Source organism: Puia dinghuensis, assembly GCF_014642875.1.
GTDB classification, from domain to species: domain Bacteria; phylum Bacteroidota; class Bacteroidia; order Chitinophagales; family Chitinophagaceae; genus Puia; species Puia dinghuensis.
Genome location: NZ_BMJC01000002.1, coordinates 557,660 through 574,135, shown reverse-complemented (window position 1 = coordinate 574,135; position 16,476 = coordinate 557,660). Strand labels below are relative to the sequence as shown.

The following is a 16,476-nucleotide window of genomic DNA, read 5'->3' as shown; positions in this document are numbered from 1 at the left end:
GCGCCAAACGCCGGGAATTTTCTCCCATTCGCCCGCTTGTTCTTCAATTGCTTCCGCCCGAATTTGTTAATGGGTTGTTAAGCGCGCATTCCTGATTAAATTTTCCCTTTCCACAGCCTTCTCATATAGCGAACTTCAGGAATATTAAAAACACATTAAAAAACCCTCTAAAATTCACTGTGATGAAAACGCAAGCAACCATCCTTGTAGCGGCCCTGCTAAGTATCGGCACCCTGGCCCAGGCGCAGAAACCCCCGCATGTCCATCATGACATCCACCACGATCGCGCGGATATCCATCACGACAAAAAGGATATCACCGCCGATAAAAAAGACATCGCATCGGACAAGCAGGACATCTCTAACGATCGCAAGGACATTGCCACAGACAAAAAAGATATTACTTCCGACAAGCAAGACCTCAACAAAGATCGCCAGGATGCAACCGCTGACAGGAAAGACCTGAACAAGGACAACACCGACATCCAAAAGGACAAGACCGACCTGAGCAATGACCGTAAAGCGCGCAATGAAGATGTAAAGGATCACAACTATGAAGCCGCGGCCCAGGAGCAAAAGGACATCAATGCCGACAAAAAAGACCTTTCCGCTGACCGTACCGACCGGAACAAGGATGCCAAAGACCTCTCCGCCGACCACAAGGACATCTCTAAGGACAAGCAGGATCTCTCCAAAGACAAATCAGATCTGTCCAAAGACCGGAAGGATCTGAAAAATGACAAGACAGATTTGTCCAAGGACAAGAAAGATCTGAAAAACGACAAGAAAGACCTCAAGAGCGATAAAGCCGATCTGAAAGAAGACAAGACGGAAGCCAAGAGCACCAGCAACTAATCCCTTTATTATAACCCGGAACTATCAACGCAATGTAGTTCCGGGTTTTTTTCGCCCAAACGCTAAAGATGAAAACATTGTACCCCGCCCTTTTACTGCTCTTCGCCTTTACAATAATTGGATCCTGTCTTCAGGCCCAATCCCCCGATACTTCGGCGGCTGCACACGACTCGACAACGGCGACCGGCAACCCCGCGAAACCACATCATCACTCGCACTTCCTGGCTGAAGTCTCTTACCAGAGTAACAATGTCTACATGGGCCGGAAGGACTCTGAAGCATTACAATATTATATGCCCTCGATCACTTATGAACATAAGTCAGGCATGTATTTCTCTGCTTCGGCCGCTTACCTGGATAATTCGACGGAAAGCCGCATCGATGTCTTCACCCTGGAAGGCGGCTATGCCTTTGACGCCGGTATTTACAGCGGCGACTTCACCGCTACGAAGTATTTCTATAACAGCCAGAGCACAAGTGTGACATCCGGCATCACCTTCTCTATGTCCTATCGAAACGAGCTCGATCTCGGATTTATCACCCCCTCCCTCACCACCGGCCTGGACTTCGGTCCCACCACGGACGTCAACGGCTCCTTTGGGTTGGAGCATGAATTCGAAGCATGCAACGATAAATTGAGGATTACCCCCACCTTTATGGCCAATGCCAGCACGCTGAATTTCTATGACAGCTATTTCCAACAAAGGCGGTTCAAAAAGCGCAGTGGTACCAAAATCATAACCGGAACCGAAAAGATCACCGGCACTGTTCAGGATGCCGGAACCTTTCGCATGCTCGATTATGAAGCCAGCCTGCCCCTGAGCTATACCGTCAGAAAATTTACCTTCAGCTTCACCCCTACGTATGCCATTCCGGTGAACCCCGCAATTGTCGATGTACATACCGTCTACTCCACCGGGTCCGTCTCGAACAAGAAGACAGTAGAGAAACTCGGTAATACCTTTTTCTGGACACTGGGTGTTAGGTGTAAGTTCTAGATCACCAACATCTGATCTACCCGAAAATCGCATTTCTGCATCTGTTCTGGCATGTACGATGCTCTTAACTTTGCCCCGCAAGCAAAACCACTTTCATGCCGGTAACATCCATCAGAGGCATAAGCCTTGCCTACGACGATCTCGGCCAACCCAATGGCGCCCCTCTCGTCTTCATCCACGGCCATCCGTTCAATCGTACGATGTGGAGCGAACAGGTTGCTCACTTTAAAAACGACTACCGCCTCATCCTTCCCGACCTCCGCGGCTATGGCGAGACAGACGTGACTACACCCCGCGTCCTGCTCGACGAAATGGCCCTCGACATCATTCATCTTCTCGACGAACTCAACATCGAAAAAGCCGCCTTCATCGGCCTTTCCATGGGCGGGCAGATCGTGCTCGATCTCTACAGGCTCATCCCGCATCGGTTCACCGCCCTCGTTATCGTCGACTCCGATGCCCGCGGCGAAACGGCTGAATCCGCCGCCCGCCGCCTGGAGACAGCCGAACAAATCCTAAAAACAGGCATGATAAAACACACCGACGAAACCATCCACAAATACATCGCTAACGCCTCCTTGCAAAACCCCGCCGTCTACAACCCGCTCTACAAAATGATGTCCGCTACACGCCCTGAAGGCGCCGCCGCGGCCCACAAGGGTAGGGCCCTTCGCCGCGATCACACCGCCATCCTCCCCGCCATCACGGTCCCTTCCCTCATCATCGTCGGCTCCGAAGACTTCTTTACACCCATACCCGTCGCGCGTCTCATGAGTGATAACATTCCCAACGCCGGCCTCGTCGTCATCAACGGTGCCGGCCACCTGCCCAACATGGAATCCCCTACGGAATTTAACAACGCGCTCGGCTCGTTTTTGCGCCGGCTTCGTTGATCGTACACCCGATGTATCGAATCCGCACAATTTCCCGCCTTCCCGCCAACCTAATCGGCTGAAAACCAGTTGACAGCAAATCCGGCATCGCTTTGGTCCTCGTAATGATAACCAACGCAGCCTACCATGTTCCGCAATTACTTCCTCACCGCCTGGCGCAACCTCCAACGCAACAAAGCCTACAGCGCCCTCAATATACTCGGCCTCGCTATCGGCATGGCCGTCGCTCTCCTCATCGGCCTCTGGGTACAATACCAGTATTCTTTCGATCGTTTTCTGCCTGGCTATCGACAGGTCTACCAGGCGCATATTCGCTTCGACCGCAACGGCGAGACAAGCGAGATGATGGCTACCCCCCTGCCGCTTTCCATCGATCTCCGTAAGGAAATTCCCGAAATAAGATACGCCACCCACACCGACTGGATGGGCAATCACGACCTTCTGGTGGGGGATAAGAAATTCTTCCTTGCCGGCGCCCAGGCCGACACGGACTTCTTCAACATCTTCCGCTATCCCGTATTGAAAGGCGACCTCACCACCGCCCTAAAGGAAACCTATTCCATCGTCCTCACCGAATCCACCGCCCGCTCACTCTTCGGCAACGCCGATGCCCTCGGCAAGGCCGTCCGCGTCGACAACCAGCACGACCTTATCGTAAAGGCCGTCATCCGCGACCTCCCGCCCAATTCCACCTTCACCTTCAATTACGTCATCCCCTTCAGCTATTACATGGCCACCCACGACTGGGTACGACGGTCCTACGAAACCAGCAGCTGGGACAACAACTCCTTCCAGACCTTTGTCGCGCTGCAGCCCAACGTCACTTATGCCCAGGTGGAACCAAAACTAAAAGCCATCGTAAAAAAATATGACCCTGAGGGCTACCGGCAGGCCAAGGCGGAGATCTTCTGCCAGGCCATGACCGACTGGCACCTCTTCTCTGACTTTAAAGACGGCCGCCAGGACGGCGGTTTCATCGAATATGTGCGGCTGTTCAGCCTCATCGGCGCACTCGTCCTGCTCATAGCCTGCATCAACTTCATGAACTTAGCCACTGCCCGCAGCGAAAAACGCGCACGGGAGGTTGGGGTTCGCAAAGCCATCGGCTCGCAGCGCAGGGACATCATCGTCCAGTTTCTTGTCGAGTCGCTGGTCATCACCTTTGTCGCCGGGTTCATGGCCATAACCCTGACCCAATTGGCTATTCCCGCCTTCAATATACTCACCAGGTGCAGCATCCACATCCCTTATGAAAGCCTCGTCTTCTGGGGCGTCATGGCGGTGTACATTTTTGCTACCGGCCTGCTTGCCGGCAGTCGTCCTGCGTTATTCCTCAGCTCCTTTCGACCGGTAATAGTGCTTAAAGGCGCGGCCCGAGCGGGCCGCGCCGCCACTCTTCCGCGAAAGGCGCTCGTCGTCCTCCAGTTCACCTGTGGCGTCGCCCTCATCATCGGCACCCTGCTCATCTATCGTCAGGTGCAATATGTCAAGGCACGCCCCGCCGGCTACGACGCCAACCGCCTCGTCCTCATCGACGGCAGCATCGATCTCAATCGTAATTACGCTGTCCTGAAGAGCGATCTTCTCGCTACCCGGCTCGTAACATCGGCAACAATGTCTTCCAGCCCGGTCAACGAGCTCTGGTCCTGGTCGGGTATAAAAGCCTGGAGCGGCCAGATCCCCGCCGAAACCCTCGGCCTCGCGGAGGTCGACATTGCCGATGATTATTTCAGCACCCTCGGCATACCCTTCGTCGCCGGCAAAAATTTCTCCGGCAATCTCGCGGCCGACAGCCTCAATGTTATTTTGAACGAATCCGCGGTAAAACGCATGCGCTATAAAGATCCGCTCGGCCAGACGATCACGATGTACGATCATGATAAAAAGATAAAGGTCATTGGTGTCGTAAAGGACGCGCTTATGCTGTCACCCTTCCAACCCGCCGAGCCTACGATGTTCGTCTATGACCCAAATGCCGGGAACCTCGCCTTCCGCCTTGCGCCCAATGCAGATATGCACGAGGCGATGCAGAAGATCGCACCGCTCTTCAACCGGTACAACCCCGCCTATCCCTTCCTCTATCATTTTGCCGACGAAAGCTATGCGCAGAAATTTCAACTTGAAGTATTGGTGGGAAGCCTTGCCGGGCTCTTTGCCGGACTGGCCATCTTCATTTCCTGTCTGGGATTATTTGGCCTTTCAGCCTATATGGCAGAACAACGGACCCGGGAGATCGGTATCCGCAAAGTGCTGGGCGCCTCTGTCACCCATTTATGGCTCCTCCTTACCAGGGATTTTATCGTGCTCGTAGCGATCAGTTGTATCGTGGCGTCGCCCCTGGCCTACTACTTTCTCCACAACTGGCTGCAAAAATATTCGTATCGCATCACCATCGGCCCCGGCGTCTTTTTGGTGGCAGGTGCAGTCGCCCTTGTAATCACCATCCTTACTATCAGCTTCCAGGCCATAAAAAGCGCCACAGCCAACCCTAGCCGCAGCCTGCGATCGGAATAGGGCTAATTCAAACTCGGGTCCTGGGCCATCTGGTCGAGATCGACATCCTTGTAATTCCTGATCTCGTTATACAGGGTGTCCCGCTCTACCGGCTCCCGCCCCACCTGCCTGATCAGCGACACCAGCTGCGTCGTCGACAGACTCGGCGTCTGCTCCTCGCTGCCCGCCATCGAATAGATCTTCGTCGTATCATCGATGGTGCCGTCGAGATCATTCACCCCAAAGGCCAGCGTCAGCTGCGCATTCTGTCTACCCAGCATCGGCCAGTACGCTTTCAGATGCGGGAAATTATCCATATACAGCCGCGCCACCGCGTACAGCTTCATATCCTCCACCACCGTCGACTCGGGCACATGACTCATATCATTGTCCTTGTTGCGGAATTTCAGCGGGATAAAGGTGTTGAAACCCTTTGTCCGGTCCTGCAGTTCGCGCAACCGGTTCATATGGTCGATGCGATGCGCATAGGTCTCGATATGCCCGTACAACATCGTCGCATTCGTATGCATCCCCAGCCGGTGCGCCGTCTCATGGATAGCCAGCCAGCCATCGGCATCCACCTTGTCCGCACAGATCACCTTCCGCACATCCGGGTGGAAGATCTCCGCACCGCCACCTGGCATCGAATCAAGGCCGGCTGCATGGAGGCGTTTCATTCCTTCCTCTATCGACAGCTTTGCCTTGCGGAACATATAATCCAGCTCTACCGCCGTAAAACCCTTGATGTGCAGGTCGGGCCTGTGCGTCTTTATCTTCTGCAACACTTCGATAAAAAACTCCAGATTCATCTTGGGATGAACCCCGCCGACGATATGCACTTCCGTTACAGGCTTGCCGTCATAACTCCTGACAATATCCAGCATCTGCTGCTGCGACAGCTCCCAACCCTCGTCACGGTGCGAATAAACCCGCGAATAGGAACAGAAATTACAGGTGAAAACACAAACGTTGGTTGGCTCTATATGGAAGTTTCGATTAAAATACGTTTTGTTGCCGTGCAGGCGCTCACGTACCCCATTTGCCAGGGCGCCAAGAAAGGGTAGGGACCCCTTCTCAAAAAGCAGGATGCCTTCCTCCGGGCTGATCCGCTCCCCTGCATTTATCTTCTCGCCTATGCGCTGTATGTCCTTATCCGTCGTCTTCAACAAAATATCCGATCCCTTTGTCATGGTATTCATATGCCGTGATTTAAAAGGCAAAAATACTGTATCTTCCATTCTTGTACTAATTATATAAAGCATCGCATGAGTATCAAATTCCGCCTCATTGTAATGAACTTCCTCGAATTCTTCGTCTGGGGCGCCTGGCTCATCTCCCTTGGCGGATATATGTTCAATGTTCTGCATTTCAATGGCGTACAAGTAGGAAGCATCTATGGTACCATGGGCATCGCCTCCATCTTCACCCCTGCGCTCTTTGGCATCGTGGCCGATCGATGGCTCAATGCCGAACGCGTACTCGGACTCTGCCATTTCATCGGCGCCGGCATGCTCATCTGGGCCTCTACCCTCCATGACTACGGTACCTTCTACGTCGCGATGCTGCTCAACTCCTTCTTCTTCATGCCCACCATCGCGCTCAATAACACCGTCTCCTATATCATCCTCGAAAGAAAGCATCTCAGCGTCATCAAAGACTTTCCCCCCATCCGCGTATGGGGAACAGTGGGTTTCGTTTGTGCGATGTGGCTGGTCGACCTCACCGGGTGCAGCCTCAGCCCTCTGCAACTATACATCAGCGCCGGCGCCGGCGTCATCCTGGCCATCTATGCCTTCACGATGCCTCCATGTGCACCCGTCCCCAACACCAAACGCAGCTTCGCCTCTTCACTCGGTCTCGACGCCTTCACCCTGTTCAGGCGAAGAAAGATGCTCATCTTCTTCATCTACGCCATGCTGCTTGGCTTCGCCCTGCAGATCAGCAATGCCTTCGCCAGCGGTTTCCTCAACGATTTCGCCCGTGATGCCCGCTACGCCGATTCCTTTGGAGTGCGTCATTCCGTTCTGCTCATCTCCATCTCACAGATATCCGAAACGCTGTTTATCCTCACCATCCCCTTCTTCCTGCGCAGGTTTGGCATCAAGCAGGTGATGATCATGAGCATCTTCGCCTGGGTCTTCCGCTTTGGCCTCTTCGGCATCGGCAACCCCGGTAGTGGCCTGCCCTTTCTCGTACTTTCCATGATCGTCTATGGCATGGCCTTCGATTTCTTCAATATCTCCGGCTCTCTCTTCGTCGAACGGGAAGCCGATATAAAGATCAGGGCCAGTGCCCAGGGACTCTTCATGCTGATGACCAATGGCTTTGGCGCCTGGATCGGCACCTATATCAGCGGGCGGGTCGTCGACTATTTTACCACAGATGGCGTAAAGGACTGGCACAGCATCTGGCTGACCTTCGCAGCCTACGCCCTCGCGCTGGGTATCACCTTCCCCCTGGTATTCCGCTACAAACACGACCCAACAGCGGCTACCCCTGCCTTTCAACATTAAAAAAATGAAAAAGCCAACGGTCATCCTCGTCCTCACCGCAGCGCTGCACCTCGCAGCAGCCGCCAACACCCCCGCACCAGCCGGGCACGCCGCCAACACCCCAGTCGCAACCGCGCAAAGCGACACCACTGCCTGGCCGCAGGCCGATCTCTCCAATGGCTTTCTCCACGCCCGCTTCTACCTCCCGGACGCGCGTACCGGCTACTATCGCAGCACCCGTTTCGACTGGTCGGGCGTCATGCCCGTCCTCGAGTACCAGGGCCATACCTATTTCGGCCAGTGGTTTCCCCAATACGACCCCACCATCAACGATGCTATCATGGGCCCCGTGGAATCTTTCTGGCCCCTCGGTTATGACCAGGCCCAGCCCGGCGGCATCTTTGTGCAGATAGGCGTGGGCATCCTCACCCGGCCCGACACAGCCCGGTACAACCAATTCAGGTATTATCCCATCCGTTACCCCGGCAACTGGTACGTTACCAGGGCGCCCGGCGCCATCGAATTCCGCCACGACCTCGCGACCCCCGGCTATTCCTACATCTATATAAAGAATATCACCCTCACCCCGGGCAAACCCCAGATGGTCATCACCCATACCTTGAAGAACACCGGTCAGAATACCATCGAAACCGATGTCTTTGACCACAACTTCTTCGTCATCGACACCCAGACGGTAGCCCCCGGCCGGGTCTTAAAACTTCCCTTCCCCATCACCACCGAACAACCCCGGGGCATGGGCGAACTCGCCGACGTCCGCGGCGACTCCATCGTCATCCTGCAACCCTTCGCCGCAAAGCAATCTGTCTACGCCATCATTCATGGCTATAACGACAAAGCCGACGACTACGACTTTCGTTTGGAAGAACACCGGACAGGTGCCGCGGTGCGCATCAGATGCGACCGGCCGCTGGCAAGGCTCGCCTTCTGGGCTTCGGTAAAAACCCTCTGCCCCGAACCCTTTATCCATATCAAGATCGCCCCCGGTGAACTCTTCACCTGGACCCTCACCTACGACTTCTATACGTTAACACCATAGCCCTGGAAAAATCGGTACATTTATCACACCATGAGAAAATTGATCCCGCTCCTGGTATCAGTCCTCGCCTGCTCCCTGGTAGCCCGTCCGCAATCCAGCCAGGAAGCCATTTCTATGTCGAACGCTATCCAGGAGGCAAGCCGGCTGACAAACCCCGCCGACGCCGCCAGCTATAACCGCACCGGCAGTTTTGTATCCTGGCATGGTGGTGACAAGGATTCTACAAGAGGCAGCCGCCTGCTGTTCTACAACTGGCCAAAAGGCTATGTCATCGGTATCTACGACACCGTCTTAAGGGACGACCGCCTCTTTCTCAACTACGACAAGATCTCCCATGTCCTCTATTTTACCGTCGATGGCAAGACCATCATAAAGGTCCAGACGACCCAGGCCCGCGAACTCCACTTTGTCGACAGTGGCAAACAAACCGTCCTCGTCCGCATCGACGGCATCGACCCAAAAATCTTCTTTGAGCGATTGAGCGACTCATCCGGAAATTATCACTACACTCTCTACCGCGAGATAAAGACCCAATACCGCCGCGCCAACTACGAGACCAATGGCCTCACCTCCACCGGCAACAACTACGACGAGTATGTCGACACCTACGAATATTATATCGTCATGCCCGGTGACAGACTCTATACGCACGTCAGATTAAAGAAAAAGGACATCCGTCAGGCCCTCGGCCCCAAAGCCGATGCCTGGCTGGCGGTTCACTCCTCGGACCCGATAAACGAAGCCTTCCTCATTGGACTGGTAAACCAACTTAATAAGTAGTAAGGATATAATTAGGGTATTAGTCGTAAATTAATCACTCTGTTAAGCCCGCTCTGCTTACTTGCAAACGCATTTCCAGTACATTTAAATACAACTTCCATATGAACGATCGCATTCCCCGCCGGCAGCTCCTGAAAATGGTAGGCCTCGGCTCCGCAGCTACCGTCTTCAGCAGCCTCGCCGCATCCGCGTCAGCATCCCCCACGCCCCCCATCGCCGCAACACCCCCAGTGCCTCACAGGGACTCACCCCCCGGGGAAAACCGCACTGGCCTGCCCCCGGTCACTATCCGATCGGTAAAAGCCATCGGTACCGCCCCCCAGGGCGCCAACCTCGTCGTCGTAAAAGTAGAGACCTCCGAACCCGGCCTCTACGGCATCGGCTGTGCCACCTTCACCCAGCGTGCCGAAGTCGTCGTCACGGCCATCAATAATTATATGCCCGACTTCTGTGTCGGGAGAAATGTCGATGATATCGAAGACCTCTGGCAGGCCTTCTTCGTCAGCTCTTACTGGCGCAATGGCCCCGTGCTCAACAATGCCCTCAGCGGCCTCAACCAGGCCCTATGGGATATAAAAGGGAAAAGGGCCAATATGCCTGTCTACCAGCTGCTGGGCGGCAAGGCCCGCTTCGCGGTCGACTGCTATGCCCACGCGGACGGTCATACGCCTGAAGAAGTAGCGGCCAATGTGCAGAAATTCATGGACCAGGGCTTCCGTCACGTCCGCATCCAGCAAGGCGGCTATGGCTCCCTTCAATTGGCGAAACAACCCGACTGGCGCGATGCCGGCTTCGGCCGCCCCACCGACGACTTCATGGACGCCCGCGCTTATATCCAGGCCGTGCCCAAACTGTTCGCCACCGTTCGCAAGACCTGCGGCGAAGAGGTAGAGCTGCTTCACGACACGCACGAACGTGTCCAGCCACAGGACATGATCAACATGTGCCGGCGCCTCGAAGAGTTCGACCCTTACTGGATCGAAGACCCGCTCACACCCGAGAACATGCACCTCTTCCCTCAGCTGCGCGCCGCCACCACCGTACCCTTTGCCATGGGCGAATTGTTCAACAACCCCAACGAGTTCGTGGACTATATCGCCAGACGCGACTTCGATTATTTCCGTTGCCATGTCTCGCAGATCGGCGGCATCACACCTGCCATAAAAGTGGCCCACCTCGGCGAGTTCTTCAACGTTCGCTCCGGCTGGCACGGCCCCGGCGACGTCTCACCCGTTGGCCACGCCGCCCAATGTCATATCGATCTCGCCATCTGGAACTTCGGGGTCCAGGAGTCCGTCTTCTTCAATGATGTGACAAAAGAGGTGTTCCCCGGTACCCCCGAGATAAAAAAAGGCTATATGTATATCAACGAAGCCCCCGGCCTTGGCGTCGACATCAACGAGAAACTGGCTGCAAAATATCCCATCACCAACAACGCCGGCAAGTGGACCCTCCGTGGCCGTGACGGCACCATCATCCGTCCCTGACATGCAACACGCCCATCCGAACCTCACTCGCCTCCCCGGCATGCGCGCCCTCCTCGCGGCCGCCCTCTTCGTCCTCACCGCCTGCACCCACCGGCGCAACACCGACTATCCCGCATACGGGGGTAACAAAGAAAATAACCGTTACTCCCCGTTAACCCGGATAAACCCCGGCAACGTCAAAACGTTAAAGCTCGCCTGGATCTACAATTCCGCCGACACCGGGGCCGCCGTGGCAAAACACGAGCACGAGAACCAGTGCCAGCCCATCGTCGTGGGCGGCATCCTTTATGGCACGAGCTCTACCCTGCAGCTCTTCGCCCTCGATGCTGCTACCGGCGCCCAACGCTGGAAATTCGATCCCTTCGCCCACACAAAACCCCGCATCAACCAATGCCGCGGCGTCACTTACTGGACAGACGGCAACAACGATCACCGCCTCTTCTATGCCGCGGGCCCCAACTTGTATGCTATCGATGCGCTAACCGGTACGCCCATCCCAACCTTCGGCGACAGCGGGAGGATATCCCTCTACACCGGGCTCGATATCAATCACCCTGTCGAAGGGCTCTATGTCACCGCCACTACTCCTGGCATCATTTATAAGAACACGCTCATCATCGGCACGGCTGTCTCCGAATCCGGTGACGCGGCGCCCGGCTATGTCCGCGGCTTCGACGTCATCACGGGCAGGCTCATCTGGACTTTCCACACCATCCCTCAGCCCGGTGAACCCGGCTATGACACCTGGCCCGGAGACGCATACAAATGGGCGGGTGGAACCAACAACTGGAGCGGTCTCTCCCTCGACGAAAAAAGGGGTGTCGTTTACTTCGGCACCGGCTCGCCTTCCGCGGATTTCTATGGCGGCGATCGTCCCGGCGACAATCTCTACTCCGACTGTATCCTCGCCCTCGACGCCGCCACGGGCCGGCTGGTCTGGCACTTCCAGACGATGCACCACGATCTCTGGGATCGTGACATCCCCTGCCCGCCGAATCTCGCCACCATCGAACACGACGGCAAAAAGACCGACGTCCTCGTCCAGGCCACAAAGGACGGCGTCATCTATGTGCTCGACCGTGACAATGGCCAATCGCTATTCCCCATCGACGAGCGCCCTGTCCCCACCACCGGCGGCCTGCCCGGAGAACACCCGGCTTCTACCCAACGCTATCCGCGAAAACCGCTGCCCTTCGCCCATCAGACCATCACCGACAGCGATCTCACGACTATCTCCCCCGAAGCTCATGCATACGTCCAACGCATCTTCAACCAAACAACCAACGCGAAAACCGCTCCCAATAAATTCCTTCCGCCCGACACCACCGGCACCCTCCTCGTCGGCTACAGCGGTGGCGCCGAATGGGGCGGCAACGCCATCGACCCCGATGGCATCCTTTATCAAAATGGCAACGACGCCCCCTGGTTGCTCAGAATGATCTCCAAACAACAACGCGAAAAACAAGCGGCCGCCACCCGCAACACCGGCAGCGCCCTCTATGCGGTCAGCTGCGCCGCATGCCACGGCGCCGACCGCAAAGGCAACGGCCACGAGATACCCGATCTCACCACCGTCGGCAAACGCCTGAGGCCCGCCGACATCTTCGCCATCCTCGCGCACGGCCAGAACCGCATGCCTTCCTTCCCGCAACTGTCCGACCCGCAGCGCGCAGCTATCATTCACTACCTCCTCGATGGAAACAACTCCGGCAACACTCGCGGCGGCAACAGCAATCCGAACGTTGCCGTCCAAAACCGCGACGCAATGCGAAACCGCGACCCGGCAGCAATCGTCGCCGCCCAAAACTCCCCCTTTCCCTACCAACCCGCCTACTCGGCAGCCATCTGGGAAAAGCTCACCGACTCCGACGGCTACCCTGGCATAAAACCACCCTGGGGCACGCTCAACGCTATCGACCTGACCACCGGTGACTACCGCTGGCGGGTGCCACTCGGCGAATTCCCCCAACTGACAAAGAAAGGCATCCCACCCACCGGTATGGAATCCTACGGCGGTCCGCTCGTCACCGCCGGCGGCCTCCTCTTCATCGCCGGCACCCGTGACGGCATGATCCGTGCCTTCGACATCCGCACCGGCAACATCGTCTGGCAATACCACCTCCCCAACGCGGGCTTTGCAACCCCCATCACCTACGAAGTGGACGGCTTTCAATACATCGTCATCGCAGCAGGCGGGGGTAGGGGACTCCCCACCGGAGGCAATTACCTCGCCTTCGCCCTCCCTCACTAAAAAAATCTTCGAAATAACTCCTATTAATCACTGCATTAATGGATAATTAAAGCCTCCGTTAACCCTGGCCGCCTTCTTTTGTAAACAAATTATTTGCTGTATGAAAAAAATGCTGCTCCTGCTGCTATTAATAGCAAGCCTCCTTCGATCGTCTGCCCAAAACCAGGCGATCAGCGGTAAGGTCACCGACGAAGCCGGCAAACCCCTCGCCGGCGCCACCGTCACCATCAAAGGCACGACCCTCTCCGCTACAACCGACGAAAACGGCATCTTCCACATCAACACCGGCCCTCAGATCAAACCCGTTTTCACCATCTCCTTTGTAGGCTATGAAAGCTTTGACTACACCTATAAAGGCAACTCCAACTTCACCATTTCGCTCCACCAGGACACCCGCACCCTCGGCGACGTCATCGTCATCGGTTATGGCGAACAGCGCAAGCGGGATGTCACCGGCGCCACGGTCACAGTAAAAGCCGCCGACATCGTCAAAAAACCGATCGTGCGCGTGGAAGAAGCGCTGCAGGGCACCGTACCCGGTGTCACAGTGCAGAGCGTCAATGGTATGCCCGGCGCCGGCCTCGCCGTGCGCATTCGCGGCACCGCCTCTATCAACAATAACAACGATCCCCTCTATGTCATCGATGGCCAGATCGGCGGCGACATCTCCACCATCTCGCCCAACGACATCGAGTCGATTGAGGTTCTCAAAGACGCCTCCGCCACCGCCATCTACGGTTCCCGCGGCTCCACCGGCGTTGTCATCATCACCACCAAGCTCGGAAAGGAAAACAAGACCCGCATCGACATCAACCCCTGGGTGAAAAAGGAAATGATCGCGAAAGAACTGCCCCTCATGAACGCTTACCAGTTCGCCATTGCCACCAACGCCCAGTACGCCACCACCGGTCAGCCACCTGCTTTCTCCGATGCCCAGATCCAGTCATTCAAGACCAACCCGGGCACCGACTGGCAGCATGCTCTCCAGGATAAACCCTGGGTCCAGAACTACCAGGTGTCCGTCTCCGGTGGCAGCAACGACGTCAAGTACATGGTCTCCTACCTGCATCTCGACCAGCCCGGCCTCATCATCAACCAATGGTACCGCACCGACATCGCGCGCGCGAATTTTCTCATCAAGGCCAGTGACAGGCTCAACCTGCAATTCAATCTCACCGGGTCGCTCCCCCACAACCGCAACACCTGGTACCAGGGCGACATCACCGACCCCTTCGCCGAGGCCTATGCCTGGGACCCCACCTCCCCGATAAAGGATGCCAACGGCAATTTTATCCTGGAGTCATCGCATGCCGCACTGGGCATCAACCCCATCGCCCAGGAGACCAATGGACTCAACGATAACAGTTCGACCAACCTCACTGGTACGGGTATCCTTACTTATCGCATCATAAAAGGCCTCACTTTCACATCCAACAACACGTACTCCAATAGCTCCAATATCAACAGGCAGCTTTACGGACCCGGAACCAGCACCTATCTGGCTAACTCGAGCAACGGCTTCGCCTTACAGAACACGAGTGGTGGCCACAGCTTCCAGAACAGTAACTATTTTACCTATAAGGGCTCCTGGGGCGACCACGATCTCACCGTTACCGCGCTCTACGAACAGTCCAGCGGAACAGGGTATAACAACTGGAGCAAGGCCACTAATCTCTCCACCTATTCCCTGGGTTACTATAACCTCGGCCTGGGCGCTACACAAAACACCAGCTCCGGGTATTCTTCGCAGGCCCTGCAATCCTATATGGGTAGGGTAGAGTATAAGTTCAAGGACAGGTACCTCCTCAATGGAACGATCCGCGATGACGGCAGCTCGGTGCTTACCCAGAAATACAGCGTGTTCCCCTCCGCCGCCCTGGGCTGGATCATCTCCAAGGAAGACTTCCTGGCAAGCTCACGCGTGATATCCTTTTTGAAACTGCGCGCCAGTTATGGCGTGACGGGCAACCAGACAGTGGGTGCGTATAGTTCCATTCCCAAGATCAATGTCGGCGGGGTCGAAAATGCGACAGGCTATCCCTTCAATGGTAATCAATCTGCCGTATCTATCTACACTCCACTTGGCGGACCTGTGTCTACCAACCTGAAATGGGAGCGCGATAATCAGACCGATGTCGGCATCGATGCCGTCTTCCTCAATGGTCTCATCACCTTCACAGGAGATTACTACTACCGAAAAGTGACCGATCTTTTATACAATCTCACCGCCCCTTACTATAATAGCGGCCAGAACTATCAGATCAACCTGGGCAGTCTCTACAATAGGGGCTTCGAATTCAATCTCGGCGCGACCCCGGTCAGCACCCGCAATTTCAAATGGACCACCTCGGGCATAATATCTTTCAACACTAACAAGCTGCTTACCCTCAATGGCCTCGACAATGTGATCACCAGCAATATCGGTTCGGCGCAATCGGGTATTTCCATCCTGAAGGTCGGTATGCCGCTGGGTGAGTTCTATGGCTTTAAATTCCTCGGCACCTGGAAGTCCAGCGAAGCCGCACAGGCCGCCGTGTACGGCAACAAGCCCGGCGACTCCAAATATCTCGACGTGCTGGGCACACATACCATCAATGCCACCGACGACCGTATTCCCATCGGCAACGGTACCCCCAAGTACACCTTCTCCTGGTCGAATGACCTCACCTACGGCAATTTTACGCTCACCATGCTCTTCTATGGCAGCCATGGCGGCCAGATCTATTCGGGCACTCTGCCCTATACCTATGGCGGCCTGGGTGACGCGCGCAATGCGACCAATGCGGGCATCCTCAACGTCTGGACGCCACAGCATGAGACCGACGTGCCCACTTTCAGCCCCTCAAGCAACAACTATATCAACAGTAGCCGCTGGGTATTCGACGGCAGCTTTATTAAGCTAAAGAACATCGCTTTGTCCTGGCATGTCCCGCAACAGTGGATCACCCCGGCGAAAGTCCGCAACCTCGAGATCTATGTCAGCAGCCAGAATGTGTTCACCATCACCAACTATCCCGGCTATGACCCCGAGGTCACCAATATGACCAACGGCATCACCCAAGGCCTCGAAACTGGCGTCATCCCCAACCCACGTTCGTTCACCTTCGGTCTCCGCGCCGGTTTCTAAAATCCTCAAAACGAAAAAGCATATGAAATGCGAAGCATTCATGA

11 protein-coding genes are annotated in these 16,476 nt (G+C 55.6%); 10 read left to right on the top strand and 1 reads right to left on the bottom strand.

Annotated features, from left to right (window positions below):
- The first annotated feature begins 182 nt into the window (after positions 1-182).
- The 4 genes from IEY39_RS10620 (at position 183) to IEY39_RS10605 (ending at position 5,259) form a co-directional block, all read left to right on the top strand.
- Positions 183-854 (top strand): hypothetical protein, encoded by a 672-nt coding sequence (locus IEY39_RS10620; protein WP_188931246.1) that lies wholly within the window; start codon positions 183-185, stop codon positions 852-854.
- Positions 855-922: 68 nt separating this feature from the next.
- Positions 923-1,852, top strand: coding sequence for a hypothetical protein (locus IEY39_RS10615; RefSeq protein WP_188931245.1), 930 nt, complete (start codon positions 923-925; stop codon positions 1,850-1,852).
- Positions 1,853-1,947: 95 nt separating this feature from the next.
- Positions 1,948-2,745, top strand: a complete 798-nt coding sequence (locus tag IEY39_RS10610; protein WP_188931244.1) for an alpha/beta fold hydrolase — start codon at positions 1,948-1,950, stop codon at positions 2,743-2,745.
- A 126-nt stretch (positions 2,746-2,871) separates the two neighbouring features.
- The gene (locus tag IEY39_RS10605; protein WP_188931243.1) at positions 2,872-5,259 is read left to right on the top strand and encodes an ABC transporter permease; all 2,388 of its coding nucleotides are present in this window, start codon (positions 2,872-2,874) and stop codon (positions 5,257-5,259) included.
- 2 nt (positions 5,260-5,261) lie between these two features.
- Here the strand turns inward: IEY39_RS10605 and mqnE are convergent, their stop codons facing one another.
- The gene (gene mqnE, locus IEY39_RS10600; RefSeq protein WP_229688864.1) at positions 5,262-6,437 is read right to left on the bottom strand and encodes an aminofutalosine synthase MqnE; all 1,176 of its coding nucleotides are present in this window, start codon (positions 6,435-6,437) and stop codon (positions 5,262-5,264) included.
- Between the two features lie 66 nt (positions 6,438-6,503).
- On the opposite strand from mqnE, the gene IEY39_RS10595 reads away from it, so the two are divergent.
- The 6 genes from IEY39_RS10595 (at position 6,504) to IEY39_RS10570 (ending at position 16,432) form a co-directional block, all read left to right on the top strand.
- Entirely contained in the window at positions 6,504-7,751 is a 1,248-nt protein-coding gene (locus IEY39_RS10595) for a nucleoside permease (protein ID WP_188931241.1), read from the top strand.
- A 4-nt stretch (positions 7,752-7,755) separates the two neighbouring features.
- Positions 7,756-8,787: a hypothetical protein gene (locus IEY39_RS10590; RefSeq protein WP_188931239.1), complete on the top strand. Its 1,032-nt coding sequence runs from the start codon at positions 7,756-7,758 to the stop codon at positions 8,785-8,787.
- 30 nt (positions 8,788-8,817) lie between these two features.
- Entirely contained in the window at positions 8,818-9,567 is a 750-nt protein-coding gene (locus tag IEY39_RS10585; RefSeq protein WP_188931237.1) for a hypothetical protein, read from the top strand.
- 101 nt (positions 9,568-9,668) lie between these two features.
- A complete protein-coding gene (locus IEY39_RS10580) occupies positions 9,669-11,054 on the top strand; it encodes an enolase C-terminal domain-like protein (RefSeq protein WP_188931235.1) in 1,386 nt (461 codons plus the stop codon).
- Position 11,055: 1 nt separating this feature from the next.
- Entirely contained in the window at positions 11,056-13,305 is a 2,250-nt protein-coding gene (locus IEY39_RS10575; RefSeq protein ID WP_188931233.1) for an outer membrane protein assembly factor BamB family protein, read from the top strand.
- Positions 13,306-13,405: 100 nt separating this feature from the next.
- Positions 13,406-16,432, top strand: a complete 3,027-nt coding sequence (locus tag IEY39_RS10570; protein ID WP_188931231.1) for a SusC/RagA family TonB-linked outer membrane protein — start codon at positions 13,406-13,408, stop codon at positions 16,430-16,432.
- Positions 16,433-16,476: the final 44 nt, after the last annotated feature.